This window comes from Acinetobacter halobius (assembly GCF_044130335.1).
Taxonomy (GTDB): domain Bacteria; phylum Pseudomonadota; class Gammaproteobacteria; order Pseudomonadales; family Moraxellaceae; genus Acinetobacter.
In genome coordinates, this window is sequence record NZ_JBIQOD010000017.1 from 47163 (window position 1) to 73617 (window position 26455).

The window sequence follows — 26455 nt, forward strand, 5'->3', positions numbered from 1 at the left end:
TATGACAGATGTTTTAAAAACGGACAGTGAATGGATGCAGCTTGCTTTAGAGCAAGCTGCAGTTGCCGCTTCAAAAGGAGAAGTTCCTGTTGGGGCGGTCATCGTGAGCCAGAATAAGGTTATTGGTTCAGGCTTTAATGCCCCTATTTCATTGAATGACCCTACCGCACATGCAGAAGTTCAAGCTCTTCGAGATGCTTGTCAAAATATACAAAATTATCGTTTACCTGATGATGCGGTCATATATGTGACGCTTGAGCCATGCACCATGTGTGTGGGCGCTTTAGTGCATGCACGTGTTGCAAAAGTGGTTTTTGGAGCAACTGAACCCAAAGCAGGCTCTTTAATCAGTGCCCGTAAACTATTTGAAACAGGGTATTATAATCATCAGTTTTTGTTTGAAGCAGGTTGCTTGCATGAGCAATGCTCGTTGCAACTTAGTCAATTTTTTAAAATGCGTCGCGAGCAAAAACGACTATCTCGTTTACAAGAAAAGTGACAGAGATGTTTGTATAATGCTCATTTCATGTAAAATAAAATGACAATTAAAATTGTCAAATAATATATTGGAATCGACCATGAATCATATTCAGATTAAGAAAGAGTTTAGTGCGCCTTTAGAGCAGGTGTTTGATTTACTGTCTAAACACTCCACTTATAACGTTGCATTTGCACCAGTCCAAGTGGTTCGGGTAAAAGACTCGGCAGATCCAGAACGCCCTGATGGTCTAGGTTCTGTTCGTCGTATGGGCTTCGGTCCTATTAAGCCTTTACAAGAACAAATCACACTAATGAAAGTGAATGAGCGGATTGAATATAAAATTATTAAAAATCCACTTATCAAGCATCATCTCGGGATTATTGAGTTCGAAGCAATTGATCCAAATAAAACTTTAGTGACCTATACGATTGAATTACAGGCACGTGCACCTTTTGTCAGTAAATTAATCCTTGCACAGCTTAAATCTGCGATTAAACTAGGTTTTTCAAAACTCGCTAAATCTGTATAACAAACTTTGGGTAAGCAATGACAGTTCAAATTATTACGATTGATGGTCCAAGTGGTTCGGGCAAAGGCACGCTCGCTGCAAAAATAGCAGCGCATTATCAGTTTCATTTGCTCGATTCAGGTGCACTTTATCGTCTGTTGGGATTGTCCTTACATCAGCATGATTTGTTAGATGTTGTGGCGACAGAGTTGGCACAATGTGTGGAAATTGCTACACATTTAGACATACAATTTTTAAGCACTGCGCAAGGCACACAAGTCTTGCTTAAGGGTGAGGATGTTAGTCAAACCATTCGCACTGAGCGAGTTGGTGAGTTTGCATCAAAAGTTGCAACGATTCCTGAACTTAGAGCTGCACTGGTTGATCGCCAGCATGCTTTTGCGCAGCCCCCTGGTTTGGTTGCAGACGGCCGAGACATGGCTACATCTATCTTTCCTGAAGCACAAGCGAAGATTTATTTAACTGCTTCAGCCCAATCTCGTGCTGAACGAAGAGTAAAGCAGTTGCAGGGTATGGGGCTGGATGCTAAAATAAACGATATTTTAGCTAATATTGAGGCGCGTGATAAACGTGACATGGAGCGAGAAGTTGCTCCACTCAAACCAGCGGCTGATGCTTATCTCATTGATAGTTCTGAATTGAACATTGATGAGGTGTTTCAGCTCATGACGGCTTATATAGATAAGCAATTAGCAAATTAACGAATTTTATATTCAGCAGAAGCATAGCTTGATCAGTTCAATATGGACTATGTAGACGCTTAACTAAACCGGCCTTGTCTGATCCAAGACCGCTGACTTTATCAGGTATATCATGACCGAATCTTTTGCAGCCCTCTTTGAAGAAAGCGAATTAAACCTCAACGTTGAAAAGGGTGCTGTCATCCAAGGCGTTGTAGTAAACATCGATTCTGACTGGGTAACAGTTGACACTGGCCTTAAATCAGAAGGTATTGTTGACCGCGCTGAATTCTTAAATGAACAACGCGAACTTGAAGTTCAAGTTGGCGACACTGTTGATGTTGTTGTTGAAGCTCTTGACAATGGCATGGGTCAAACAGTTTTATCACGTGAAAAAGCGAAACGTGCTGAAACTTGGACTAAACTTGAAAAAATCTTTGAAGACGGCGAAATCGTTACTGGTGTTATCTCTGGTAAAGTTAAAGGCGGTTTCACTGTTGACATCGGTCCAGTTCGTGCGTTCCTTCCAGGTTCTTTAGTTGATACTCGTCCTATTCGTGATACTACTCACTTAGAAGGTAAAGAGTTAGAATTTAAAGTAATCAAACTTGATGCTAAACGTAATAACGTTGTTGTATCTCGTCGTGCTGTTATGGAAGCTGAATCTTCAGCTGACCGTGAAGCTCTTCTTGCTCAGCTTGAAGAAGGTCAAACAGTTACTGGTACTATCAAAAATCTTACTGACTACGGCGCATTCGTTGACCTTGGCGGTATTGATGGTCTTCTTCACATCACTGACATGGCTTGGAAACGTATCAAGCATCCATCAGAAGTGGTTGAAGTTGGTCAAGAAGTTACTGTTAAAGTACTTAAATTTGACAAAGAACGTAACCGCGTATCTTTAGGTCTTAAGCAATTAGGCGAAGATCCATGGTTGGCGATCATGAGCCGTTATCCTAAAGGTTCTATCGTTAAAGCTCGCGTAACTAACTTAACTGACTACGGCTGTTTTGCAGAAATCGCTGAAGGCGTTGAAGGTTTAGTACACGTTTCTGAAATGGACCACACAAACAAAAACATCCACCCATCTAAAGTTGTTCAGATTGGTGATGAAGTTGATGTTATGGTTCTTGAAGTTGACGAAGAACGTCGTCGTATTTCTCTTGGTATCAAACAAACTCGTGCTAACCCATGGGAAGAGTTTGCTAAGAACCACGACAAAGGTGAAAAGGTTTCAGGTACTATCAAGTCAATCACTGACTTCGGTATCTTCATCGGTTTACCAGGCGGTATTGATGGTCTAGTTCACTTGTCTGATATTTCTTGGAACGAACAAGGTGAAGAAGCGATTCGTCGTTACAAGAAAGGTGATACTGTTGAAGCGGTTATCCTTTCTGTAGATGCTGAAGGCAACCGTATCAGCCTTGGTATCAAACAAATGAACAGCGATCCGTTCAACGATTTCTTAGCTGCTAACGAACGCGGTGCGCTTGTTAAAGGTACTGTAACTGCTGTTGACGCTCGTGGCGCAACTGTTAAGTTAGCTGACGAAGTTGAAGCGACTCTTAAAGCATCTGAAATCAATCGCGACCGCGTTGAAGATGCAACTAAGTTCCTTGAAGTTGGTCAAGAAGTTGAAGCTAAAATCATCAACGTAGATCGTAAATCTCGCTCTATCAACTTGTCTATCAAAGCGAAAGACGAAGCTGAAGAGAAAGAAGCAGTTGCTAACTTGAAGACAGCAGCTAACGGTCAAGACAATGGTCCTAAGACTATTGGTGATTTGATCAAAGCTCAAATGGGCAACTAAGTAGATGTTTAAATTGTATTGTTAATGTAAGTTAACTAATACTTTTTACACAAATACAATAAACGGTAGCGTAGTATTCACTTATTACGCTACCGTTTTGTATTTAAACAGGTTATTATCATTCTATCTACATGGTAGCTTGATAATTAAAGAGGTCGCAGATGACTACGGAAGCACTTAATAAGTCTGACTTAATAGAGCGTATTTCTCTAAAAAATCCACACTTAGCAGAGCCACTAGTGGAAGAAGCTGTTAAGATTATGATTGATCAAATGATTGCATCACTATCTTCTGATAGCCGTATTGAAATTCGTGGTTTTGGGAGTTTTGCACTTCACCATCGTGAGCCTCGTGTAGGTCGTAACCCTAAAACAGGTAAGTCGGTAGAGGTGGCTGCTAAAGCTGTTCCACATTTTAAACCAGGTAAAGCATTACGTGATGCAGTAAACGATTCTGCAGACTAATAAAATTTATCGGGGTGTTTATGCGTTACGTATTATTCGCATTATTAATTGTACTGTTTGGCTATTGTTTAGCTTTAGTACTGCAAAACGGAACTGAGCTTACTGTTGATCTGTTGTTTATACAGGTTCCAGCAATGCGTCTAGGTTTGTTGTTATTGTTAACAATGGCTCTAGGGATTGTTTTGGGTTTGTTGATTGGTGTTCAGGTATTTCGTGTATTCCAGAAAAGTTGGGAAATTAAGCGATTACGTAAAGATATTGATCACCTCCGTAAAGAACAAATTCATGCGGCGCAGTTGGCTGCTGCTGAAGCTGCAGCACATACAAGACATGAAAAAACGGTGTTAGATATCAATCCGAATGATCGTCCATCTACACCGCTTTGAGCCACAATATGAAGTAGGGTTTTTGTTTTACCAAATATTGAAGCTAGTTTGATTTAAACGCCTTTGGATATATGGCCAAAGGCGTTTTTTATTGTGCATTAATCTATTGATAATGATATAAAATTATATAAATAAAGAGCTTGGTTTGAATTTTGAATAGTTTTTAGAAAAAATAGTCTTGGTCGTTTTAGGCTTAATCCGTATAATGCCATAATTTTGTCAGTTTGAAGGGTCTCCTTATGAGTATTATCGTTGCCTTAGATGCAAAAAGTCATTATGACGCAATGACGATTGCTGGGCAATTAGACCCTCAATTATGCCGTGTGAAAGTTGGTAAAGAATTATTTACCCATGAAGGCTCATCTATCGTTAAAGCTTTACATCGTGAAGGCTTTGAAGTGTTCTTAGATTTAAAATTTCATGATATTCCAAATACCACTGCGCAAGCGGTGTGTGCTGCGGCAGAAATGGGCGTTTGGATGGTGAATGTCCATGCTTCAGGCGGCCGAAAAATGATGGAAACTTGTGTCGAACGTTTAAAAGCGGGAAATTATAATACCCAGCTCATTGCAGTAACGGTCCTGACTTCGATGGGTCGTGAAGATTTAGCCGATATCGGCCTCGATATTGAACCCTTTGAACAAGTCAAACGTTTAGCAAAATTGACCAAAGACAGTGGTTTAGATGGCGTAGTGTGTTCAGCACAAGAAGCAAAAATGTTACGTGAAACGCTTGGTTCAGAGTTCGCATTGGTAACTCCAGGTATTCGCCCTGAAGGTTCGAGTGCAGATGACCAAAAACGTATTGTAACGCCAAAGCAAGCCATGCTAGATGGCGCAACTCATTTAGTCATTGGTCGTCCAATTACGCAGTCTGCTAACCCATGTCAAACGCTTAAAGACATTCTAGCAACGCTCTAAATATAAAACTCTAAAAAGCCTTTCATTTGAAAGGCTTTTTTTATACATTCTTTTTTAAAAGAATCATTTGAGCTTAAGCTGACTATACCAAAGCAAAATACTGAATTACGCAGTGCGACTGTAAATGAAGCCGGATTTAAAAGAACAAGATGAAGACTCCACGAATTCATCTGCTTGGGTATCAGCCATAGCTGTTGTTCAGCTATCAATTAGGTGCAACAATGGTTGAGGCGGTGGGTGATCTGGTGAAAAAAATTGATATAAGCTGAGTCAGTTTATTTTAAAAGATGAAAAGAGAAATGTTGAGTGCAGTATCACACCTCATGTGAAGAGGCGTGATGATCGTGAGATGACTTATACTGCTGCCAAGACACTGACAACAATAGGCGCCAGCACAGACAAGATAAAACCGCTTACCATGGCATGAGGGATAAAATCATTTCCACATGCTTGTTTGACCATAGGTAGGGTAACATCCATGGCAGTAGCTCCTGCGGAGGATATGGCAGAGCGTGGATATCGCCAGCCAATAATGTACATGAACACAATTGCAAAGATTTCTCTAAACAGGTCGTTCATGAGGGCAATACTACCCAAATGTGCATTTTTTAATTCCGTGACTACAATCCCCGTCATCGAGTAGAAACCATAGCCTTGTGACAGCATAATTAGATCTTTTAATTGCAAATCAGGTACAAAATAAGCAGTCACAAATGCACCAATTAATGAACCAAGGATACAACCAAGTGGCACGAGCAGTATTTGCCAATTTAACCATGAGCGATCGAGTGGTGAATAGGCCAAATCAAGCCCAATGAGGAACATGAAAACCAAGAGTAAGTTCCATGTGCTGATATGAAGGGTATAGCCGAAACTTGATGATAGCTCTGCCAAAGCATAACCCAATCCTAATGCAATAAATGCATAACTGATATTGATTAAAGACTTAGTCACTAGACTCATGGACACTTTGCCATGACTTGGTTGATAACCTAAAAGTTTGAATAAGATATAGCAACAAACAAAAGCCCCGAGGCTGGTCATAACTGCTAAAAGAGCCGCATGATTAAGTATCTGCAAAGGTTGGGCAATGCTATGTAATGTGGTTGAGAATTCAACCGCAATTGCAATTAAGAGAATATAGGTAAAATAAGGCAGGATTTGAAACGCAAGTCGTTCAAGCCGTTTGGGTAAACGACGCGCCAAAACAAATCCAAGTGCTAAACAAACCAAAAGCTGGAAAATCAACCAAAAAGATTGCATGTCAAATAAGGTGTGAAAAAATACTGACTTATTATGACCGCGATCTTAATTGATTGCTTGACTATCTTGCTTGGAATTTAAAAAACGATAGTCTGCAGGATTAACCTTTCGTGTTTTCAGCCAATATTTCCAGGTATAGGTAGGCCATAAAGAGAAATTTTTCCCGTCCTCTTGTTGATACCAACTTACACAGCCAGATTGCCAAATGGTATTGGTAAATTGACTTTGTAGATGTTGATTAAACTGATCTTGAGTATCTGCTTTCACAACGATTGCTTGAGATTGGGTTTTTTGTGTCATCTCAATGAGCTGTAAAATGTAATTCACTTGTGACTCAATCATAAAAATAACCGAGTTATGACCTAAGACCGTATTGGGTCCTAAAAGCTGGAATAAGTTAGGGAAGCCTTTGGTGCTAATCCCATAGTAACTTTCGGCGCCATTTTTCCATGCCTCTGTCAGCTCGACATGATTTAGTCCAGTACAGCTAAAAGATTTGAGGTAAATACGAGGGTTGGTCACAAAACCTGTGCCATAGATGAGGCAGTCAATTGCACGCTTTTTCCCATCTTGGGTGATGATACTGTCCTCAGTTAACTCCAAAATATCATCGGTAATCAATTCAACATTTTTGCGGTTAAAGCTTGGATAATATTTGTTGGAGACCAGAATGCGTTTACAACCCATAATATAGTTGGGAATCAACTTATCTGCGGTTGCAGGGTCTTTGACTTGATGGCGAATATACGTTTCTGCTAGTTTTTGTGCATATTTCATGACCTGTGGTTTCATAATGGGAACTACACGAGATTCATTTGTCCAATAGAGTCGGGCACGATGAATTTTTCGAAACCAATCAAATCGATTAAACAGTCTTTTTTCAATGGGTAAATAACGACGTTCATCCCGAGGAATAACCCATGCAGCTGTCCTTTGTAGTACGTAAAGTTGCTTCACTTTTTCTGCAATTTCAGGAATATATTGAATCGCACTGCCGCCTGTGCCAATGGAAGCAACATTTTTATTGTTAAGGTCGTAATTATGATCCCACTGTGATGAATGGAAAACTTTGCCTGTAAATTTCTCAATGCCTGCAATATACGGGATTTGTGGTACATGCAATGGACCGGAGGCAAAAATCACAAATTGAGCAGTCAGTATTTCTGTTTGACTGAGTTTCAACTCCCAGATGCATTTATTTTCTAAGTAACGGGCTGAGCTGACTTCGGTATTAAAACGGATATAAGACTGCAATTGATGTTGAGTAGTCAGTGTTTGCATGTATTGATAAATTTCAGGTGCTTCAGCATAACGTTTAGACCAATCAGTCTTGGGTGAAAAAGACAGAGAATATAAGTGAGACTGCACATCGCAAGCAGCGCCTGGATATTGGTTCTCACGCCAAGTTCCGCCTATTTCACTGGCTTTTTCTAAAATGATAAAGTCTTGAATATTACTTTCTAACAGGCGAATCGCCATAGCTAAGCCACCAAAACCTGCGCCAATAATAGCGATCCGTGCATGAGGAGTGTTTAAGCTTGAATTTGCTGCCTGCATAAGAATTTCCTTTTTTGTTTTGATTGATTGTAGAGCAATGCTTAACAAGATCTATGATAGAGCTGACATTAAAATTGATAGATTCGGCAATTGTTGAGTGCTGGATGGTTGTAGTAAAACATAGCCCAATATTTTGCTTTTAATTGATTATGAAACGTTCTGTACTTGGCTTGATGTATTTGATTCAAGGAATGCGTAAAGCAGGAGTCGCAGTCGATCAAAAGTTACAAAGCATTGGTTTGCGTGTAGAGTCGCTTGATCCGAATGCGATCATCCATCCTGCTCTAGAGTGGGATATTTTGAAAATCATTGCAGAAGGTATTGAGCCTGAGCAGGGCTTGTTCATCGGTCAGCATTACGCTCTGGCAGGTTACGGTCCTTTACTCATGTTATTGATGACCAGTCCGACGACACACACAGCATTGGAACAGGGTATCCGCTATCAGAGTTTGACGCATTTAAGTGGCTTATTAGGTTTGAAAAAACAAAATGAGCAAGTGGCACTGTGTTATTTACCACGTGACTTGCAAACACCATTAGGACAGTTGCGAGCACATTCTGAAATCGCGGGAACCTATAAGTTCCTACAAGATATTTATAAGATGATTGGGTTAGAGATACCTGAGATTCGGATGACTTTACCTGTTGCACGACCTGAAGATGCGAAGAAGCTTGCGCTCTATCGGCAGGTTTATGGTCAGCAAGTGAGTTTTGGTACACAGCAAGCTGAATTTTGGTTTGATGAGCGTATGCTTAATATACCTATTCCTTCAGCAGATGCTATGACCTTCAACGTGTATGCGGGCAAATGTCAGGCAGAATTGCAACGTTTGGAAGAAACCGCTGAACAGCCAAGTTTGATTCAACGTGTACAAGATTATTTGGAGTTGCAGCGGGGGTTACTACCGACTATGGCAGAAACAGCACAAGCGCTGAACTTGCCAGAGCGAACATTGAGGCACCAGTTGCAACAGTTAAATAGCAGTTATAAACAAATTCGTGAGCAATTAATGAAAGATCGTGCACTACATTTGATGGAATATCAGGAATATTCCATTGAAATGATTGCAGAGTTATTGGGCTATTCAGAGCCAGCAGCTTTCAATCATGCGTTTAAGCGTTGGTTTGGTTATAGTCCACGACAATATGGGAAATAGCCTAAGCATAATCATGCCAAAGTGTTATAGATTAACTTTTCCACTCCGCTATAATTGATATAGCCTAAAAATAGTATTAAATGATATGTCAGATTTTAATTCACCTACCGCATTCAGCCCTTTATCTCCTGCCGAGCGTTATGCTCAAGCCTTAGCATCTGGACAGTTTATGCCCGATGACGCGCAAGCACAGGCCGTACACGAGTTGGATCGCGTTTGGCATGAATTAATTCAACGTTTTAAGGCATCAAAAAAGGCATTCCGTCGTTTCCGCCGTCAAACCTCTCCACGTGGTGTATATATGTGGGGTGGTGTCGGTCGCGGTAAAACATGGCTGATGGATCAGTTTTATGACTCAATTCCGTTTCGCCGTAAAACGCGTATGCACTTTCATCATTTTATGCAACACGTGCATCGTGAGCTCAACAAGCTTTCAGGTCAGCGTAATCCTTTAGATGCAGTTGCTGATCAAATTTATAAAGAAGCGGTGGTTATTTGTTTTGATGAGTTCTTCGTCTCGAATGTGACGGATGCCATGATTCTCAGTGATTTGTTCCAAAAGCTTTTTGCCCGTGGCATTACCTTGGTGGCGACCTCGAACATTGCACCAGATGGTTTATATAAAAATGGCATTCACCGTGATCGTTTCATTCCAACCATTGAAATGGTGAAACAACAGTGTGTGATTTTAAATGTAGATGCAGGCGTGGACTACCGTTTACGTGTTTTAAAACAGGCGCAACTCTTTAAATCGCCTTTAACACATGAACACCAACGTTGGATTGCACAGCGTTTTAGCGCATTGACACAAACCCAAACCATTTCAGATGAACCAATTATTATTAATAATCGTATTGTGGAAACGGTGGGACATACTGAAGATGTCTTATGGTGTGAGTATTCTGAGCTGTGTTTAAAACCACGGAGTCCTGCTGACTTTATTGAAATTGCAAATATTTATAATACGGTGTTGGTAAGCAATGTGCCGCACTTAACGGACTATCTTTCTGAAGGGACACGTCGTTTTATTTATTTGGTCGATGAGTTTTATGACCGTGGGGTAAAACTGATTTTAACCTCAGAAGATACGATTATTGATTTGTACTCTGGTGATAAATTAGCCTTTGAAATTGAACGCACGCGTTCACGTTTATTGGAAATGCAATCAGATGATTACTTGAATGAAGCGCATCGACAAATACAAGCTGAAGCAAGTAAACAACAAGAAGAAATCTAAAAGTTAAAGCATCCGAAAGGATGCCTTTTTTATGTGCATTTTCATTGTTTATTTTATCGACTTTTTTTTATAAACATGGCTTAATCAGGGTTGAAAAACAGGGAGAATATTGGTTTTAAGTGTGAAATATAAGCAAAACTGCACTTAAGTCTAATTTCGACATTTCAAAAACTTAATAAACTATTAAAGAGCATTTTGTAAATTGATAGTGCTTGTGCTTTGAGCAGTATATTATTTGGTAGCTTTTTTACGGTATTAAATAAAAAATGATCACTATTTCGCACGGTGATATTACTATTCAGCCAAGTTTAAATCGGTATACTAGAATCTCTTGTATAAAAAGTAGCAATATCAGGAAAGACAATGACTGCACGTATTCAAAAAGGCAAGTTAGCGATTGCTAAAGAACTTTACGATTTCATCGAAAATGAAGCACTTCCAGGTTCAGGTTTGGACAGTGAAGCTTACTGGAAGAACTTTGAACAAGTCGTTGTCGATCTTAGCCCAAAGAACAAAGCACTATTGGCTAAGCGTGACGACATTCAAGCGAAGATTGATGAATGGCACCGCAACAACAAATTTGAACTTGGAGCTTACAAAGCTTTCCTTACTGAAATTGGCTACTTGGTACCAGAAGTAGAAGATTTCCAAATCAGCACAGAAAATGTAGATGAAGAAATCGCATTATTGGCTGGTGCGCAATTGGTGGTACCTGTACGTAATGCACGTTACTGCTTAAATGCTGCAAACGCGCGTTGGGGCTCTTTATACGACGCACTTTACGGCTTTGACGTGATCCCTGAAGACGGTGGCGCTGAAAAAGGTAAAGGCTATAACCCAGTACGTGGCGATAAAGTTATTGCATTTGCTAAAAACTTCTTAAATGAAACCTTCCCATTAGCAAATGGTTCACATGCTGATGCGACAAAATATGCAGTTGAAAGCAAAAAGTTAGTTGTGACCTTGAAAGATGGTTCAACAACAGGCTTAGCACACGAAGCACAATTTGTAGGTTTCAATGGCGAAGAATCTGCTCCAACAGAAATCGTACTTTTAAATAACGGCTTGCACGTTATTATCGAAATTGATGCAAACAGCCCAATTGGTCAAACAGATGCGGCTGGCGTAAAAGATTTGGTTCTTGAGTCTGCTTTAACCACAATTCAAGACTTAGAAGACTCGATCGCTGCTGTAGATGCAGAAGAGAAAGTTGAAGGCTACCGTAACTGGTTAGGTTTGATGAAAGGTACACTTTCAGAGTCTATCGAGAAAAATGGTAAAACTGTTACGCGTACTTTGAATAAAGACCGTACGCACAAAAATTTGATTGGCGGTGAAACGAAACTTCATGGTCGTTCATTGATGCTTCTTCGTAACGTGGGTCACCTCATGACCAACCCTGCGATCCTTGTAGATGGTGCTGAAATTTACGAAGGGATTATGGATGCATTGATCACTCCGCTATTGTCTTTTGCAGACATTAAAGGTGAAAACGAAAACAAGAACTCGCGTAAAGGTTCAATGTATATCGTAAAACCTAAAATGCATGGCCCTGAAGAAGTTGCTTTTGCGGTTGAGTTGTTTGAGCGTTCAGAACAAGCGCTTGGCTTGCCTGCAAAAACGTTAAAAATCGGTATCATGGATGAAGAGCGTCGTACTTCTGTAAACTTGAAAAACTGTATTGCTCAAGCAAAAGACCGTACTATCTTCATTAATACAGGTTTCATGGACCGTACAGGTGATGAAATTCATACTTTCATGGAAGCAGGTCCATTTGTTCGTAAGGGCGAAGTGAAAGCACAAATTTGGTTCCCAGCATATGAAAACCGCAATGTGATGATCGGTCTTCAAGCGGGCTTACGTGGTAAAGCACAAATTGGTAAAGGCATGTGGCCAAAACCAGACATGCTTCTAGACATGTACAAAACCAAGATTGAACATCCAGAAGCGGGTGCAAGCTGTGCATGGGTTCCATCTCCATCTGGTGCTGTCATTCATGCGATTCACTATCACCAATGCAACGTGTCTGAGCGTCAAAAAGAACTCTTGAATACTCAGCCTTTATCATTAGACGATTTGTTAACACCGCCTTTAGCGACAGATACTAACTGGACTGAAGAAGAGAAAACCAAAGAACTTGAAAATAACCTTCAAGGGATCTTAGGTTATGTTGTACGTTGGGTTGACTTAGGTGTAGGTTGTTCGAAAGTTCCAGACATCAACAACGTTGGTTTAATGGAAGACCGTGCAACTTTGCGTATTTCATCTCAACACGTTGCAAACTGGTTGCATCATGGCATCGTATCTGCAGCGCAAGTTGAAGAAGTGATGCAGCGTATGGCGAAAATCGTTGATGAGCAAAACGCAAACGATCCGCTTTATACACCAATGGCACCAAGCTTCGATGGTTATGCATACAAAGCAGCTTATGACCTAGTGTTTAAAGGTGGTGAGCAACCATCAGGTTATACAGAGCCACTTCTACATGCTGCACGTTTGAAGTTAAAAGGTTATACAGGTGACTAATCTGTAAATCTAAAAAAGCCTCTTCGGAGGCTTTTTTTATCAGCAATTTTAAATAGTATAAGAACAAGGAATAACAATGTACTTCTGGAATGTTAATAAATTAGTAGAAGATTTGAAGTTAAATAAAGTCTCAGAAACAGATTTTAAAAATTATTATATCGTGAGTGCCATTATTATCTTGTTGAGTTATTTAGCACTTACACTTGCACCCGAATCTACCGTATCCGCAGCGTGGGCATCATTTATTCTGCAAATTGGTTTGTTGATTAGCTGGATAAATGCAATCTTTAAAGTGAATGGGGGTGAAAAAGGTCGTGATTTTTTAAAGCGTATTATTGCTTTGAGTCTACCTATTACAATTCAATCACTTGTGTTGTTTTTGATAGTTGGTATTTCCTTACAAGTCATAATTTGGGTTTTTGCTTCCAGTTTGGAAGAGGCAATGCTTAAGCAATTAAATATAGTCATAGGTCTTATTTTTGAAGTTATTATCAGTACATATATTTATTGGCGAATTTATGTGGCAGTAAAACAAATTAATCAACTGAGATGAAAAAGATTTATATTCATAGAGAACTTTTATTGAGCTTTCGACAGGATATATAGTCCACCAAGCACTTGGTTTGCTCTAAAGCCAAGAGTAAAAATAAGGTCTATGTCTACTAGATTTGTTCTAAGATAAATGGATTTTTTGCATAAGTCATTTTTTGAGCTGTATTGAAATCACAATGAAAGTTCCTTCTTCTTTTAAAAGGAGAGGGCTAGGGATAGGGATAGGATTGATAGGAAGAATCCGCCCTCATTCTAAGCTTTTCACCAAGAGTGAAGTGACGTTCAACACTTGTTTTATTACCAATGCATGATCATTTTTTGACTTTTGCAAGAGCTCTAATGAATGTATTGGTCTTACAGAGCGTATCAATCTTGATTGCTATATGGTGCGAATTTGTGGCTGAAGTTTCGCCATCAATAAGCTGATTTCGACTTAAATATTTCACCAACTGATTGGAAAAAATATCTTATTGAGTCTTTATCCCATTTTATTTTTAGTCGCTTTGACTGGTGCAGACTCATTATTTAGGGCTGAAACTTAGATAAATAGCTAAGGTTATACTTTTGCTGTACGGTAGTAGAAAAGTATGCTTGAACAAAAGCTAGGTTGTCGTTTATCGTGCTCACTATTGGCAGATGGTATTTACAGGTCTCGCATATCTTTTCTAGCTCAAGCTAAGTGATGTATTTTGAAGACTTTAGTTTGGGCTTTGGTTGATTATGCCTTATGGGTAAAATATCCAAGATGATATGTTACTCTATTGATTAAGTTTAGAACTTCGCTTGAGACAAAAAAGCGAAAATGATTTGATGCTATGTGTGCTAATTTTAAACCTCTAACCCTTGCTCAAGTACAGCAGTTTGGCCTACCTGAAATTCCTTTTGATTATGTGGAGGAGGTGTATCCAGGTTATGAGCTGCCCTTATTGTTCAAATCAAATATAGGATTTGAATGGCGTAAGGTGCATTTTGGTTTAATACCGAAATGGGCAGAAGATAAGAGTATTGCAAGCAAAATCTATAATGCTCGAAGTGAGACACTTCTGCAAAAGGCTAGTTTTATTGAAGCGACTTCAAAATATCAGTTTGGGGTAATTCCAGTTTTTGAATTCTATGAGTCAAAATATATAGAGCAAAAACCACAGAGATGGGGTGTTAGACGACGAGATGGGCAGGTTATTTTTGTTGCCGCTCTTTATGAAATCTGTCGCATAGCAGGCGAGGTAGTGCGGTCAGCAACCATGCTGACGATGGATGCTATAGACCACCCAATGATGCGGGAGTTCCATGAGCCGGGGGATGTGAAGCGCTCAGTGATTGTGATTCCACATGACCGTTTAGAGGAATGGCTTAGCTGGCAATCGTCAAATATTCAATCTTTTGTACAAGGCTTTCCTGTTGAAGAGTTTGAATGTTCTTATGTACCCAAAATAAAAGTCGAAAAAGAGAGTCCCCAGCTCAACTTTTTCGACTTTTAAACGGTTTAGCGCGCTAAATTTTTAAACACGTGTTTCAAGCTTTCCATCATTTTTTCAATTTGCAAAGGTGTTAAACCTTCAAATGATTGCTCAAGTACTACACTGGTTAAATCATTAATTTTACTGGTCATCTCTGTGCCTTTTTCTGTGAGGAGGACACGAGTGATACGTGCATCATCTTCACAAGAATAAGTTTCAACCAATCCTTCATCTTTCAAACGATAAACAATTTTGGTGGTTGTCGACATTTTTGAGACGACCATGTCAGATAGATCAGAAACACTGGCATGTGGTTTTGATTTGAGAGCAAGTAAAATACGACGACGAGAGTTGTCTAAACCATATTTTTTCAAAGCGTGATCGACATTGAGTACATATTGAGCATGTACTTGAGTTACCCAGTAAAATGGAAAGTTTTCCAGTGAAAAATCTTCAGAACCTGGTAGGAACTTACTATACTTTTTGGTCATGTGACGGATTCCCCGTGAATCGTATTTTTATTTTATAAATCAATTGAACACATTTTATGTGAACACTCATATACTTAGCAATATAAAATTACTGTTAAAAGAGATTTGCAGATGAAATATCTTTTAACAGTAATTTGAAGCTAAGTGTGGCTATTAAACAGATAGGGTATAACTGCTTTTATTTTGGTGAAAGCCAACAATAGTCTGCGCAAATTGTATAACTTCATCTTCTACTTCAGCATTCTGGTGAGAATCTAAAGAAAGTTTAGCCATTGGGGTACCGTCTTGTAGAACGATAGGTAGGAGCATTTCAAACTTTTGGTTATTATGCGAAACCACAATTTTAACTTGATGCTGATCAAATGATGAGTCTAAGTTGAGATATGAGCCTTCATAGCTAGTATTGCTAAGCATTTTTGACGTTTTATTAAAAGTCAAAGCCTTTTCATTGGTCATAGCAATGAATCCTATTCTGTATTACTTGATTGGATTAGAAATCCGCGCATCCTTGGTTTTAGCAATTGATTATTTTTACAACAATCTTGGCTGTGTTTCATTTTAGTGAAAAAAATGGATTTGTGAACTAGTGTTTTTAACAAAAAGTTTCAATGCGTAAGGTCATAAATATTATAAATTGATTTTTTTTAACTATTATTAAAATAAATAATGTATAAAAAACATTTATTTGATTCAAATAAATTGAGTTTGAAAATTAATTTTTTAAAAAATGACCAATGCGTCTAGAATTTTTAAACATCGAATATTGGCATTAAGTGACAATATCTAAAGTCAAGTTGGGCGCTTTAAGGGTAAATTTCACTCTATAAGTATCTAAATATTAAAATTTTGTTAAAAACCATAAAAAAAATATTACAAAGCAAACATCTCAGGCATAATTATTTCATCTTTAGTTGAACAGGTCACAAAAATGGATCCGTCGCCGTGTGGGTTTATGCTTTTAAAACAGAAACATAATTCTGGAGTAATGAAATAATGGAATTTCTATTAGATCCGGGAATATGGGTTGGTTTGCTTACTCTTATTATATTAGAAATTGTTTTAGGTATTGATAACCTAGTCTTTATTGCCATTTTGGCTGAAAAACTTCCCCCTGAACAACGTGATAAAGCGCGTGTCATAGGTTTATCCCTTGCACTTATTATGCGTTTGGGTTTGTTATTTGCAATTTCTTGGTTAGTCACATTGACTCAACCGCTTATTTCTATATTGGAATGGACATTCTCTGGACGCGACCTCATTTTACTTTTTGGTGGCTTATTCTTGGTATATAAAGCCGTTACTGAGTTGCACGAAAAAATTGAAGGTAAGCCTGAGCTTAAAGTTACAAGCAATGTTGTCTATGCAGGTTTCACCGCAGTCGTTGCACAAATTGTTATTCTAGATGCTGTTTTTTCACTGGACTCAGTAATTACCGCCATTGGTATGGTAGATAACATTTATGTCATGATGGCAGCGATGATTGTTGCGATGGCCGTGATGTTGTTGGCATCTAAGCCTTTAACTGCTTTCGTAAACCGTCATCCAACCGTGGTTATTTTGTGTCTTAGTTTCCTGTTATTGATTGGTATCAGCCTAATTGCGGAAGGTTTCGGCTTCCATATTCCTAAGGGTTATATCTATTCGGGTATTGGTGTCGCGATTGCGATCGAGGCATTTAACCAGTTTGGTGAGCGTAATGCGGCAAAACATGAGGCTAAAATTCCACTACGTCATCGTACTGCGGATTCTATTTTAAAACTCATGGGCGGAAAAATCGAAGCTGAAGACCCGGAACAGCGTCAAGCACAAGAAGCTTTTGCGGATGAAGAGCGTTATATGATCGGTGGTGTGCTGACATTGGCCGAACGCTCTGTGGCTTCAATCATGACGCCACGTAGCCAAATTTCATGGGTCAATTTAGACGATTCCCCTGAAAAAATTCGTGAGCAGGTATTGTCTGTACCACACAGCTTATTTCCAGTGTGTCGTGGTAGTCTAGACAAGGTCATAAGTATTGCACGTGCCAAAGAGCTGCTTGATGTACTCGATGATGAAGAACAGTTAAAAGATCTGATCAAGCGTCATCGCCCAATTTACATCTTCGAAAAAATGAAAGTGATTGATGCCATTAATACTTTGAGAACATCAAAAGGTTCTTTGGTCTTGGTGAGTGATGAGTTTGGTAATGTACAAGGCTTGGTGTCACCGCTTGATGTGTTTGAAGCAATTGCTGGTGAGTTTCCTGATGCTGATGAACAGCTTGATTTGATCAAAATAGATGATCAGACTTGGAAGGCGACAGGAATGCTAGACTTGTACCAACTTGAACTCGAACTTGGAATGCTGGATTTGGTCGAGGAAGATGCAGGCTATATCAGTGTAGCTGGATTAATTCTTGATAAAACCCATGGTGATGTTCAGGTCGGAACTCAGTTAGACTATCGTGGTGTTCATTTTGAAGTGCTTGAGTTAGATTCAAATCGAATTAAAACTGTCAGTATTGTTCATCGTATAGTTTAAGATTTGCTTTAAGCTTTTGTAAAAAAATGTCAGCTTTATGTTGGCATTTTTTTGTATATAAATTAACCATTAGATGTTTGATTAAAAAATCGCTATGCTATGCGCAAAATTTAGTGGCGATGTGCGTTTATCCTTTTTGAGCTGGTGAAGTTTAGTAAAGGTAGGTTTTTATCCCATAATTTAATATCAGATAATAAATAAAGGTAGTGTGGCTACCAAAAATAAAAATGGAAAGAGCTCATGCATCTTATGGAAAAAATGGTCGATTTCACTAAGCTTTCGACTGAGAAGCAACAGGCCTTATTTAAGAAATTGGAAAGCTTTGATCGGAAAATTTTTCCAAATGCAGTTCAAAATGAGTTATATCAATTACTTTATAATCATGATGTTGTTGCATTACCGATTATTCGTTTTTATCATCGAGGTAAAATCGTCGGTCAAAATATTATTGCCATTTTAAAGCTTAATAGAGAGCAGCAGACTTTGTATATCGTGAATTCACGAGCAGCCTTTTTACCTGATTATAGGAATCAAAACAGAAGTTTGATGTCTGCGATACGAGTGGCTTTAGGTTATCGGCTCAAATATCCCACGCGACAGCTGTGGTTTGTTTCAAGCTTGATGCAACCGAAAGTATATCGCTTGTTTGCTTCACGTTCTAAGCGCTTTTATCCACGTGTTGGTGCTAAGATGCCTGAAGAGTATTTGCAGGTGCTTGAGCTCATGCAAAATCGTCATGAGAATGTACAGCAACGTAGTGAGGATGTATTTGTACATCCTTGTGTGCTGCCACAAACAACCCCTGAACAATTAATTCGACTACGCAATCGGGCGAGTCCACATATCAACTTTTATATGCAGCATGCACCTGACTATTTTATCGGTATGGGGTTGATCTGTATTTGTAAATTAGATCTTTTTACATTAGTAGATGCTGTACTTAACTTGCTCTTAGGGCGAGAAGTCGCCTAACAAGCGAGTCAAGAACAGCTTTATTTGCGCTTATCAAGATGTTTGAATCAGTTGTATATTTGCATATTCATAAATCATTTCAGCTTTGAGTTGGTGAATTTGATCCATAAAAGCTACGGCAAAGCTTCCAATGCTTTGACTTTGGGTATAAGCAAGTTGTCCAGCAATCGCAAAGTGAATATGCGCAGACAGTGCTGCAATAACAGGATTGGTCACCGCACTATAGGCAGCGATCAATGCGCCTAAAGCACAGCCTGTAGCGGTTACTTTCGGTTGTAAATATGAACCACCATTGACTTGAATCACAGCATTAAGTTCTTGAGACAGGATATAGTCAGATTCACCTGAGATAGCAATCACACCTGAATGTGCAAAAAGCGTTTTTGCTTGTTGGTAGACATCTGCGCTATTGGCAGTACTGTCCACACCTTTGGTTTCGATGTGGTTGCCTGCAAGTGTGCTGATCTCTGAAGCATTGCCACGGATAATCGTGGGTTTAAAGGCTAAAAGCTGATCGACCATTTCAGAGCGCCATTTTAAAAATGCACCATAACCAACAGGATCTAGAACCCATGGAATGCCTTGTTGCTGCGCAGTTTGAGCTGAGATTTGCATGGCTTGCATTTGTTCAGAGATTGGTGTTCCTAGGTTGATACTAAGTGCTGCACTAATGCGGGTGAAACTTTCCGCTTCAAAGGGATTATCAATCATGGCAGGTGAGGCACCCGAAGCCAATAAAACGTTAGCTGCATAGTTGGCTGCAACACTGTTGGTGATACATTGCACCAAAGGTTGTTGTGTTTGCAGGGCAGTCCAAGCTTCAGCAACATATTCCACCAAGACATCGGTTTGGTCTTGAATTGATTGTTTTGAGTTAAGCAAGGAAAGGTCTAAAAGCTCGGTCATAGTGGGTGCCCTTATTTGGTGAAATAGTGGTCTTGGTGCTTACATTTACGACAAAATAATGTCACATATTGGTCAGCATCGTAGTCTACAGTGAGTTCATTTGAACCACAGTACATACAGCGCTTTTGCGAATAGAAACTTAAACGCGGTTCAATTTTTTGCCATGAACGTGAAACAGGTTGGAAGAAAATAGTTTCGTCATAACCCAAGAAGCGGAAAAACAAAATTTCGCTCATTTTACTGAATGGTAAGTTATGCGGTCGAGGCAACGTTGAAGTTTCCCATTTTTCAGCCACACTACGTTCACGGTACTGTTGCAAGGTTTTTTTCAACAAGTTGGTATTGATAAAGTTTTCATTGCGTATTTGTAAGGCTTTACGTTCGTACAAATACTCCAATGCAGTTTGGATTAAATAATAAATTTGTCCGACTGCGAGTACATCGAGTAAACGATAACAAAACACTTGGAAACTGTTATTTCCCGCAATTTGAATGCCCCAAGTCCGGCAGTAAAACTGCATAAACTGGATAATTTCCTGATAAAGCAATTGGTATAAGGCATTTTTGACTTCATCTGAGGTTTTAAATGGAACACCGAGGCTCAGGTTCTCGTAAAACCAATAACGAAGCTGTTGGGTAATGCTAAATAAGCTGGGTTCCGAATAACCATCTAAACGGACATTGATATAGTACTGATGTGCTTCACTGGCAAAATCTTTGGCAACGAGGATTTGTTCTTTTACCAGTTGTTTAACAAGGCTATTTTGAAACAGGTAATTGGGGCTGATGCTAAAATATTTGATCTGTTCCCAATCAATAAACTCTTGGTGTTGAGTATGTTCTTGTACGTAGTCATCAAGCAGGGCCAATAAAAATAATTTATGCATAAAACTGAGCTGGCCCAGTTCAAACTCATAAATGTCCTTAGTTTTGGTTTTCCGTTGTTCTTGCTGGCGAGTTTCTTTTAATATTTTTTTGCGTTGCGCTAAACAGCTGTCACAGTGACAATTTAGATTTGAATGACTAAAAACACGATGTTGGCAGTGGCTACATTCATGAAAGTTAATTTCTTTATCGTATTGTTCAGCATCCACCCAAAACATAGCCGCCTGACACAGTGGACATGGCGTGCTTTCATCAAGTTGTTTGTGCAAAATTTGAAGCGACATAGGATAAATCTGAAACTCAGGATTTTCTCAAATTATACACGCTAAAATTTCAGAAAGGCGTTGTAAATTGCAGTGTAATTGAACAAGCAGAGGCGCTTTGTGACGACGAGATAGAAGAAGGGATACAGGGGCGAATATAGGGCAAAAAAATACGGCATGCGCCGTATTTTTTGTAGAAGTCGAATTTAAACGGGGCAAGGCAAAGAGTCGTCTTCTCTACCTAATTTTTTGGCTTCAATCATAGCTTGAACCTTCCTGTTGGGGAGCTTTTTGCGACTAAGGTTATCATAGTGGTTTAAGATACTGGTGACGTCATGTGCTTGTAATGGCATTCCTTCACAGCTCATAAACATAGCAATCACTTTATGATCAATTTTTGCAGCATCCAGTGCTTGCAGCATTTTTATATTTTCGACGCGGACGATATGGTCTTTTAAATACATCTCACACCTCTTTTATTTTGTCTAAGTTTTATCATGCGCTATGCATAATGAGATACAAGCAAGAACTGTGCACAAAATGTAGACGATTTGAAAATTAAGTTATAAATTCGAAAACGTCTTTCTTATAGTGTTATAGGGTTTTGAGAAAGCCTGATTTTATTGAATTTGTACCATTTGTATGAAATTGCTTTTGAGTGCTGGTGTAAATATTGCAGAACAACACCAGCACAATGAACGGAATTGCCTGTTTCTTATTCAATTGATAAAGATAGTGGATAGCGACAAGGGAAATACAATTGAAAAGCCAATTCAATGTGCCCATATAAATATCATTCAACGAACACAGACAGCATGACAAACTTGTCGTATGATCAAAACATACACAATATAAAGCTGTAGACCAATAGCATTAGGACATGACATGAATATTGCGGCAAATCCAATTATTGAGGCAGATCAAACTGTTTATTTAAAAGACTACCAAAAGCCATCTTTTTTAGTAGACAGCATTCACCTCGATATTCAAGTCTATGATGAGCATAGCAAAGTTGATGCTGTACTGGAGTTAACGCGCCAAGCTGAAGGTGATTTGGTTCTACTCGGGCGTGATTTAGAGCTAAAGCGTTTAGTGCTGAATGGTCAGCCACTCAGCCAAGAGCAATATGTACTTGATGCTGAGCAGTTGGTGATTCGCAATGCACCAAATCAGATCAAGCTTGAGACATCAGTGATCATTCATCCTGAGTCAAATACACAACTTGAAGGTTTATACCAAGCCGCATCAGATTTGTTCGTAACCCAAAATGAGCCTGAAGGTTTCCGTAAAATTACCTTTTACCCAGACCGTCCTGATGTTCTTTCAGTGTTTACCACACGTGTAGAAGCTGACAAAAAATATCCTGTGCTACTTGCCAATGGTAACTTAATTGAAGCGGGCGAGGCAGGAGAAGGTCGTCACTATACCGTTTGGCAAGACCCAACCAAAAAACCAGCGTATTTATTTGCTTGTGTGATTGGTGATTTGGCTGTTTTAAAAGACCGTTATGTGACTTCCGAAGGTCGTGATGTGGCTTTGGAAATTTATGCCGAAGAAAAAGATATTCCGAAATGTCATATTGCGATGGAAGCGTTAAAGCATTCAATGCGTTGGGATGAAGAACACTATGGTCGTCCCTATGACCTAGATAATTATATGATTGTGGCGACCAGTGCTTTCAACATGGGGGCGATGGAAAACAAAGGTCTCAATATTTTTAATACCTCATGTGTTTTGGCTGATGAAGAATACACGACAGATGCCGCGATCATGCGCGTACAGTCGGTGATTGCCCATGAATACTTCCATAACTGGACAGGAAACCGAATTACTTGTCGTGATTGGTTCCAATTGTGTTTAAAAGAAGGCTTAACGGTTTTCCGTGATCAATCTTTCTCAGAAGATTTACAGTCTGCTGCGGTTCAACGTATTGACGACGTTGCGGTACTCAAAGCGCATCAGTTCCCAGAAGATTCAGGCCCATTGTCTCATCCACCGCGTCCAGACCATTTTGTGGAAATCAATAACTTCTATACGGCAACAGTCTATGAAAAAGGTGCGGAAATTAACCGCATGATGGCAACCTTATTAGGCAAAGAAAAATTCCGTAAAGGAACCGATGAATACTTTAAACGCCATGATGGTCAAGCTGTGACAGTTGAAGATTGGGTCGCTGCTTTGACCGCGGGTTCAGGTGTAGATTTATCTAACTTCTTAACGTGGTATAACCAACCAGGTACACCAAAGTTAGAAGCTGAAGGTCACTATGATCCTGCTGCACAAACTTATACCTTAAACTTTAAGCAAAGTTTAAAAGCACATCCTAAGTATCCGAACCTAAAAGCTGTTCCAATTCCTGTTGCTTTAGCACTGTTCGATGCTGCAACAGGTGAGCAATTGCTTTTAAACTCAGACAGTTTATTTGAAAATGCAGTCAAAGACGGTGTGTATCTTTTTGATCAAGACCAAGCCAGCATTGTATTTAGCGGTTTAAGCACGAAGCCGGTCGTGTCATTACTGCGTAATTTTTCTGCGCCCGTCAACTTAGAGTTCAACTATACCGATGAAGAGTTGGCATTCTTAATTCAATACGAAACCAATGGATTTAACCAATGGCAAGCAACACAAACACTGCTTGAGCGTATTTTGCTCAATGGTCATGATGCGCATATTTATATTCAAGCCATTAAAAACACGTTGCCTGCGCTTGTTGAGCAAGATCCACTCTTGGCATCGCGTTTATTTGATGTGCCAAGTGAAGGATATTTAGGTAGCCGTATCGACACCGATTATGAACCTGAGAAAGTTCAAGAACAGCGTAATGCTCTGATTGACAAACTTGCACGTGAGTTAGGGGCGTTCTGTAAAGACACGTATTTGGCTTTAGACCCAGATTTGCAAAAAGAGTTCTCACAAGCCATGGGTGTCCGTGCACTGAAAAATATCATGCTCAGTATGATGGCTCGCCAAGGTGATGAAACTGCTTTTGAACTGGCGTATCAGCAATATGAAGCCACAGGCAATATGTCTGAACGGTTAGGTGCATTACGTGTCTTGGTGTGGAACGATGCACCACAAGCAGAAGCTGCATTACGTGATTTTTATCTACGTTTTAAAGATGAGGCTTTGTCATTAGATCAGTGGTTTATGCTACAAGCGGCACATCCTTGTGCGACAGAAGAGACGATTAATTATCTTACTTCACATACAGACTATGATTTGGGTGTACCAAACCGCATCCGTTCAGTGAGTGGTGGCTTAAATGCAAACCCAGTGAACACATGGAGTTTTGGTGTGGATCATTTCATTGGACTGGCAAAGTATTTGGATGAGAAAAACCCAATTGTAGGCTCTCGTTTATTGCAAGTTTTGTCACGTTGGTACACATTGGCAGAACCACAGCGTAGCGAAGTGAAAGCAAAGCTTGAGGACTTAAAACCACAAGTGAAATCTAAAAATGTCAGTGAGACTTTAAGTAGTATGCTAAGCATTTAACAGATTTCTTTTAATAAAAAACCAGTCATATGACTGGTTTTTTTATTACAACTGAAGAATGACTGCATGAGGTAAATCTATATCAGTATTTATTTTAATAATGACTTTTTATGTGAATAGTGTGAAATGAATCGCATTTTATGAGCTATAATAATCTGCAATAATCATTGATTAGCTCATATTCTGCATTTTTTTCGGCCTATGTATGCAGGATGTTGAGTGAATAGAACATGTAGAGTGTAAACAGATATGTTAGTTAAGATTGAAGATGGGTTTTATTTAAATACTGTTCATATTATTGCGATTCGTATTGTAAAAAGTGTTGAACTGGGAACATTTCAAGTCAATATTGAATATAGTCCACATAACCATCATGCCTCAGGTTTATTTCAAAAAACCTTTATTCAACAGTCAGTAGCAGAGCAATATTTACAAAATTTGCATCAGCAAATTTCCAAAAGCTAGTGCAATATTAATATTTTGCTAAATAAAAAAGACTGCCTAGGCAGTCTTTTTTATTTAGCACTATGTATTAAACTTTCACAATTAAGACTGGAATAGGAGACTGAGTCAGGACATTCTGTGCCACACTACCTAGCATCATTTTTTTAAAGCCAGTGCGTCCATGTGAACCCATCAAAATCAAATCTGCACTGACTTCATCGGCGACATGAATAATACCTTCAGAGGGAGATATACCGCGGATGACTTTAGTATCTGCTTCAATTTCATCACGGTCAAAAGATAGTTTGACTTCAGCTAAACGTGCCTGAGCAGCTTGTTCTGCATGTAGGAAATAGTCTGTGATTGCAGGTGCAACTTTATAAAAATCGACTCCGACAAATGGATCAACGGCAATGACACTCATCAACGTTACACGACTATTGAGGTCTTTAGCCAAAGCAAGTGCCTGCTCAACGGCAGCATAAGACATAGGTGACTCATCAACTGCCACCAAAATGTGTTTATAGCTCATTGGTATTCTCCTTGTTTTTCTTCGCGATGGCTATTTTATGCAGAGAGAATCGTAGTGCATCGCAAAGAAAGTTTATTTTGGGTTAGGCTTTAACAATGAGAACAGGAAGCTCGGTAGACTTCAGCACATCTTGAGCGAAGCTACCTAAAAGAAACTTTTGGAAGCCTTTACGGCCATGTGAACCCATGACAATTAAGTCTGTTTTCAGCGAAGTTGCTGCTTCAACCACAGCATCTTCCGAAACTTGACCTTTGATGATTTTTGACAGAGCTGCTACACCATTTTCTTGTGCAATTTTAACGGCATCTTGCAGGGCTTTTTCAGCATTGTTATATGCTTCAATGAAATATTCTTTCATGATCGGAGCTGTGTAGTAAAAGTCAGCATCTTTCAAGGGATCCTCAGCGACTAAGCTGATGAGAGTTAATTGACTGCCGAAAACTTTGGCAATTTCACTTGCTTGTTTTACAGCAGAAAAAGAAATCTGCGAACCGTCAACAGGGACTAAAATATGTTGGTAAGCCATCAGTGGAACTCCTGATTGTATAAGATTTAGTTCTTGTTTTATTGATAACATACTGTACTTAAATGTTCAATTTTGATTGCGCTAAAAAATTGAAAATTCATGAAATTTTCAGAAAATAATGTCATTAAATGTGGATTTAGCCAGAATAAATCTTGAGCAAAAAACTCAAGTTTCAAGTTTGAAGAATTTTTTTCAGCGCTTAACTCGAGAGCTATAAAAGGGGCGAATTGGTCACTGCTGTCCCATAAATATCACAAGAAGAACCTCAGCTGAGGTTCTTCTTGTTTATTCCACTTCTTATCAGGAAGAAATAGTGCCTTTAAGAGCTTCCTTTCAAATAAATTCACCTGAATAATTCTTAATAATCTTTGAACACTCCATCCTTCCTGCGCCATATGTTTC

The 26455-nt window shown here is 39.2% G+C and carries 25 protein-coding genes and 1 pseudogene; 16 read left to right on the forward strand and 10 right to left on the reverse strand.

The window, feature by feature from the left end; all coding sequences use genetic code 11:
* Window position 1: 1 nt before the first annotated feature.
* The 7 genes from tadA to pyrF all read left to right on the forward strand — a co-directional run bounded on the left by tadA (window position 2) and on the right by pyrF (window position 5270).
* Window positions 2-499, forward strand: a complete 498-nt coding sequence (tadA, locus tag ACE01U_RS13695) for a tRNA adenosine(34) deaminase TadA (protein WP_086210132.1) — start codon at window positions 2-4, stop codon at window positions 497-499.
* Window positions 500-578: 79 nt separating this feature from the next.
* On the forward strand, window positions 579-1010 hold the full coding sequence (locus tag ACE01U_RS13700) for an SRPBCC family protein (protein ID WP_110973944.1): 432 nt from the start codon (window positions 579-581) through the stop codon (window positions 1008-1010).
* Between the two features lie 17 nt (window positions 1011-1027).
* Window positions 1028-1711, forward strand: a complete 684-nt coding sequence (gene cmk, locus ACE01U_RS13705) for a (d)CMP kinase (protein WP_086210130.1) — start codon at window positions 1028-1030, stop codon at window positions 1709-1711.
* A 112-nt stretch (window positions 1712-1823) separates the two neighbouring features.
* Window positions 1824-3500 (forward strand): 30S ribosomal protein S1, encoded by a 1677-nt coding sequence (rpsA, locus tag ACE01U_RS13710; protein WP_086210129.1) that lies wholly within the window; start codon window positions 1824-1826, stop codon window positions 3498-3500.
* A gap of 161 nt (window positions 3501-3661) precedes the next feature.
* Window positions 3662-3964: an integration host factor subunit beta gene (locus ACE01U_RS13715; protein ID WP_086210128.1), complete on the forward strand. Its 303-nt coding sequence runs from the start codon at window positions 3662-3664 to the stop codon at window positions 3962-3964.
* A 20-nt stretch (window positions 3965-3984) separates the two neighbouring features.
* On the forward strand, window positions 3985-4350 hold the full coding sequence (locus ACE01U_RS13720) for a lipopolysaccharide assembly protein LapA domain-containing protein (RefSeq protein ID WP_086210127.1): 366 nt from the start codon (window positions 3985-3987) through the stop codon (window positions 4348-4350).
* Between the two features lie 239 nt (window positions 4351-4589).
* Window positions 4590-5270 (forward strand): orotidine-5'-phosphate decarboxylase, encoded by a 681-nt coding sequence (pyrF, locus tag ACE01U_RS13725; RefSeq protein ID WP_086210126.1) that lies wholly within the window; start codon window positions 4590-4592, stop codon window positions 5268-5270.
* 354 nt (window positions 5271-5624) lie between these two features.
* On the opposite strand, the gene ACE01U_RS13730 is transcribed toward pyrF, so the two are convergent.
* Both ACE01U_RS13730 and ACE01U_RS13735 read right to left on the reverse strand, forming a co-directional pair.
* Window positions 5625-6533 carry a LysO family transporter gene (locus ACE01U_RS13730; RefSeq protein ID WP_395579738.1) on the reverse strand — a complete coding sequence of 303 codons (909 nt, stop codon included), beginning with the start codon at window positions 6531-6533 and terminating at the stop codon, window positions 5625-5627.
* A gap of 45 nt (window positions 6534-6578) precedes the next feature.
* The gene (locus ACE01U_RS13735) at window positions 6579-8090 is read right to left on the reverse strand and encodes a flavin-containing monooxygenase (protein ID WP_395579739.1); all 1512 of its coding nucleotides are present in this window, start codon (window positions 8088-8090) and stop codon (window positions 6579-6581) included.
* Window positions 8091-8239: 149 nt separating this feature from the next.
* Here ACE01U_RS13735 and ACE01U_RS13740 point away from each other — a divergent pair, with 149 nt between their 5' ends.
* From ACE01U_RS13740 to ACE01U_RS13760, 5 genes are all read left to right on the forward strand, one after another.
* Window positions 8240-9247: an AraC family transcriptional regulator gene (locus ACE01U_RS13740; protein WP_395579740.1), complete on the forward strand. Its 1008-nt coding sequence runs from the start codon at window positions 8240-8242 to the stop codon at window positions 9245-9247.
* 85 nt (window positions 9248-9332) lie between these two features.
* A complete protein-coding gene (gene zapE, locus ACE01U_RS13745; protein WP_086210121.1) occupies window positions 9333-10484 on the forward strand; it encodes a cell division protein ZapE in 1152 nt (383 codons plus the stop codon).
* A gap of 363 nt (window positions 10485-10847) precedes the next feature.
* Window positions 10848-13010, forward strand: coding sequence for a malate synthase G (locus ACE01U_RS13750; protein WP_395579741.1), 2163 nt, complete (start codon window positions 10848-10850; stop codon window positions 13008-13010).
* Window positions 13011-13086: 76 nt separating this feature from the next.
* Complete coding sequence (locus ACE01U_RS13755; RefSeq protein WP_395579742.1) at window positions 13087-13563, forward strand: hypothetical protein; 477 nt, start codon at window positions 13087-13089, stop codon at window positions 13561-13563.
* Window positions 13564-14377: 814 nt separating this feature from the next.
* Window positions 14378-15040, forward strand: coding sequence for an SOS response-associated peptidase family protein (locus tag ACE01U_RS13760; protein WP_395579743.1), 663 nt, complete (start codon window positions 14378-14380; stop codon window positions 15038-15040).
* A gap of 5 nt (window positions 15041-15045) precedes the next feature.
* Here ACE01U_RS13760 and ACE01U_RS13765 read toward each other — a convergent pair whose 3' ends face one another.
* On the reverse strand, window positions 15046-15510 hold the full coding sequence (locus tag ACE01U_RS13765) for a MarR family winged helix-turn-helix transcriptional regulator (RefSeq protein WP_086210117.1): 465 nt from the start codon (window positions 15508-15510) through the stop codon (window positions 15046-15048).
* Between the two features lie 153 nt (window positions 15511-15663).
* Window positions 15664-15966, reverse strand: a complete 303-nt coding sequence (locus ACE01U_RS13770; RefSeq protein ID WP_086210116.1) for a hypothetical protein — start codon at window positions 15964-15966, stop codon at window positions 15664-15666.
* 537 nt (window positions 15967-16503) lie between these two features.
* Here ACE01U_RS13770 and ACE01U_RS13775 point away from each other — a divergent pair.
* Both ACE01U_RS13775 and ACE01U_RS13780 read left to right on the forward strand, forming a co-directional pair.
* The gene (locus tag ACE01U_RS13775) at window positions 16504-18030 is read left to right on the forward strand and encodes a TerC family protein (protein WP_291373643.1); all 1527 of its coding nucleotides are present in this window, start codon (window positions 16504-16506) and stop codon (window positions 18028-18030) included.
* Between the two features lie 240 nt (window positions 18031-18270).
* The gene (locus ACE01U_RS13780; protein WP_395579744.1) at window positions 18271-19002 is read left to right on the forward strand and encodes a hypothetical protein; all 732 of its coding nucleotides are present in this window, start codon (window positions 18271-18273) and stop codon (window positions 19000-19002) included.
* 33 nt (window positions 19003-19035) lie between these two features.
* Here the strand turns inward: ACE01U_RS13780 and thiM are convergent, their stop codons facing one another.
* The 3 genes from thiM to ACE01U_RS13795 form a co-directional block, all read right to left on the reverse strand.
* The gene (gene thiM, locus ACE01U_RS13785; RefSeq protein WP_395579745.1) at window positions 19036-19908 is read right to left on the reverse strand and encodes a hydroxyethylthiazole kinase; all 873 of its coding nucleotides are present in this window, start codon (window positions 19906-19908) and stop codon (window positions 19036-19038) included.
* Between the two features lie 11 nt (window positions 19909-19919).
* Entirely contained in the window at window positions 19920-21077 is a 1158-nt protein-coding gene (locus ACE01U_RS13790; RefSeq protein ID WP_395579746.1) for a hypothetical protein, read from the reverse strand.
* A 185-nt stretch (window positions 21078-21262) separates the two neighbouring features.
* Entirely contained in the window at window positions 21263-21520 is a 258-nt protein-coding gene (locus ACE01U_RS13795; RefSeq protein WP_086210111.1) for a hypothetical protein, read from the reverse strand.
* A gap of 421 nt (window positions 21521-21941) precedes the next feature.
* On the opposite strand from ACE01U_RS13795, the gene pepN reads away from it, so the two are divergent.
* Together pepN and ACE01U_RS13805 are read left to right on the forward strand one after the other, a co-directional pair.
* Window positions 21942-24551: an aminopeptidase N gene (gene pepN / locus ACE01U_RS13800; protein ID WP_395579747.1), complete on the forward strand. Its 2610-nt coding sequence runs from the start codon at window positions 21942-21944 to the stop codon at window positions 24549-24551.
* A 249-nt stretch (window positions 24552-24800) separates the two neighbouring features.
* On the forward strand, window positions 24801-25016 hold the full coding sequence (locus ACE01U_RS13805) for a hypothetical protein (RefSeq protein WP_086210109.1): 216 nt from the start codon (window positions 24801-24803) through the stop codon (window positions 25014-25016).
* Between the two features lie 67 nt (window positions 25017-25083).
* On the opposite strand, the gene ACE01U_RS13810 is transcribed toward ACE01U_RS13805, so the two are convergent.
* From ACE01U_RS13810 to ACE01U_RS13820, 3 genes and pseudogenes are all read right to left on the reverse strand, one after another.
* A complete protein-coding gene (locus tag ACE01U_RS13810) occupies window positions 25084-25527 on the reverse strand; it encodes a universal stress protein (RefSeq protein WP_086210108.1) in 444 nt (147 codons plus the stop codon).
* An 82-nt stretch (window positions 25528-25609) separates the two neighbouring features.
* Window positions 25610-26053 (reverse strand): universal stress protein, encoded by a 444-nt coding sequence (locus ACE01U_RS13815; protein ID WP_395579748.1) that lies wholly within the window; start codon window positions 26051-26053, stop codon window positions 25610-25612.
* Window positions 26054-26304: 251 nt separating this feature from the next.
* Window positions 26305-26455, reverse strand: a pseudogene (locus tag ACE01U_RS13820) (IS4 family transposase); the annotation flags it as partial.

Bases quoted from the DNA above. Each gene is read 5' to 3' on its own strand.
- ACE01U_RS13815 (WP_395579748.1), bottom strand. From the start codon at position 26,053: ATGGCTTACCAACATATTTTAGTCCCTGTTGACGGTTCGCAGATTTCT.
- ACE01U_RS13760 (WP_395579743.1), top strand. From the start codon at position 14,378: ATGTGTGCTAATTTTAAACCTCTAACCCTTGCTCAAGTACAGCAGTTT.
- ACE01U_RS13770 (WP_086210116.1), bottom strand. From the start codon at position 15,966: ATGACCAATGAAAAGGCTTTGACTTTTAATAAAACGTCAAAAATGCTT.
- tadA (WP_086210132.1), top strand. From the start codon at position 2: ATGACAGATGTTTTAAAAACGGACAGTGAATGGATGCAGCTTGCTTTA.
- cmk (WP_086210130.1), top strand. From the start codon at position 1,028: ATGACAGTTCAAATTATTACGATTGATGGTCCAAGTGGTTCGGGCAAA.
- zapE (WP_086210121.1), top strand. From the start codon at position 9,333: ATGTCAGATTTTAATTCACCTACCGCATTCAGCCCTTTATCTCCTGCC.
- ACE01U_RS13805 (WP_086210109.1), top strand. From the start codon at position 24,801: ATGTTAGTTAAGATTGAAGATGGGTTTTATTTAAATACTGTTCATATT.
- ACE01U_RS13735 (WP_395579739.1), bottom strand. From the start codon at position 8,090: ATGCAGGCAGCAAATTCAAGCTTAAACACTCCTCATGCACGGATCGCT.
- ACE01U_RS13720 (WP_086210127.1), top strand. From the start codon at position 3,985: ATGCGTTACGTATTATTCGCATTATTAATTGTACTGTTTGGCTATTGT.
- ACE01U_RS13780 (WP_395579744.1), top strand. From the start codon at position 18,271: ATGCATCTTATGGAAAAAATGGTCGATTTCACTAAGCTTTCGACTGAG.
- ACE01U_RS13730 (WP_395579738.1), bottom strand. From the start codon at position 6,533: ATGCAATCTTTTTGGTTGATTTTCCAGCTTTTGGTTTGTTTAGCACTT.
- ACE01U_RS13740 (WP_395579740.1), top strand. From the start codon at position 8,240: ATGAAACGTTCTGTACTTGGCTTGATGTATTTGATTCAAGGAATGCGT.
- ACE01U_RS13765 (WP_086210117.1), bottom strand. From the start codon at position 15,510: ATGACCAAAAAGTATAGTAAGTTCCTACCAGGTTCTGAAGATTTTTCA.
- ACE01U_RS13790 (WP_395579746.1), bottom strand. From the start codon at position 21,077: ATGTCGCTTCAAATTTTGCACAAACAACTTGATGAAAGCACGCCATGT.
- ACE01U_RS13755 (WP_395579742.1), top strand. From the start codon at position 13,087: ATGTACTTCTGGAATGTTAATAAATTAGTAGAAGATTTGAAGTTAAAT.
- ACE01U_RS13810 (WP_086210108.1), bottom strand. From the start codon at position 25,527: ATGAGCTATAAACACATTTTGGTGGCAGTTGATGAGTCACCTATGTCT.
- ACE01U_RS13750 (WP_395579741.1), top strand. From the start codon at position 10,848: ATGACTGCACGTATTCAAAAAGGCAAGTTAGCGATTGCTAAAGAACTT.
- thiM (WP_395579745.1), bottom strand. From the start codon at position 19,908: ATGACCGAGCTTTTAGACCTTTCCTTGCTTAACTCAAAACAATCAATT.
- rpsA (WP_086210129.1), top strand. From the start codon at position 1,824: ATGACCGAATCTTTTGCAGCCCTCTTTGAAGAAAGCGAATTAAACCTC.
- ACE01U_RS13715 (WP_086210128.1), top strand. From the start codon at position 3,662: ATGACTACGGAAGCACTTAATAAGTCTGACTTAATAGAGCGTATTTCT.
- ACE01U_RS13795 (WP_086210111.1), bottom strand. From the start codon at position 21,520: ATGTATTTAAAAGACCATATCGTCCGCGTCGAAAATATAAAAATGCTG.
- pepN (WP_395579747.1), top strand. From the start codon at position 21,942: ATGAATATTGCGGCAAATCCAATTATTGAGGCAGATCAAACTGTTTAT.
- ACE01U_RS13700 (WP_110973944.1), top strand. From the start codon at position 579: ATGAATCATATTCAGATTAAGAAAGAGTTTAGTGCGCCTTTAGAGCAG.
- pyrF (WP_086210126.1), top strand. From the start codon at position 4,590: ATGAGTATTATCGTTGCCTTAGATGCAAAAAGTCATTATGACGCAATG.
- ACE01U_RS13775 (WP_291373643.1), top strand. From the start codon at position 16,504: ATGGAATTTCTATTAGATCCGGGAATATGGGTTGGTTTGCTTACTCTT.